This is a genomic window from Lysinibacillus sp. RU7 (genome assembly GCF_057837305.1).
Genome location: NZ_JBYQFK010000268.1, coordinates 1 through 243 on the forward strand (window position 1 = coordinate 1; position 243 = coordinate 243).

The 243-nt window shown below is 70.0% G+C and carries 1 protein-coding gene; it reads left to right on the forward strand.

What is annotated here, in order from left to right; translation table 11 throughout:
• Nucleotides 1–243, forward strand: a 243-nt coding sequence (locus AC3II9_RS22365; RefSeq protein ID WP_489158960.1) for a hypothetical protein, incomplete at both ends; no start/stop codon positions are given.

Consider the following 243-nt stretch of genomic DNA (forward strand, 5'->3'; position numbering starts at 1 on the left):
TGGAGCGCGCCGGGCGAGGATCTGATCCTGGGCGTGCTGATGATCGCGCAGATCCTGGTCTTCGGATTGGTCTTCGCGCTGCTCGGCCCGGTGACGCGTCGGATCGCGCTGGTGCCGCGCAGCATCCGCCATGCCCGCGTGCGCGCCCGCGCCGTGCTGCTCTTCCGCGTCTCGGCCGAGCGGCGGACCGACAGCCGTTACGGCGTGCTGCTCTATCTCTCGCACGACGAGCATATGGCGGAG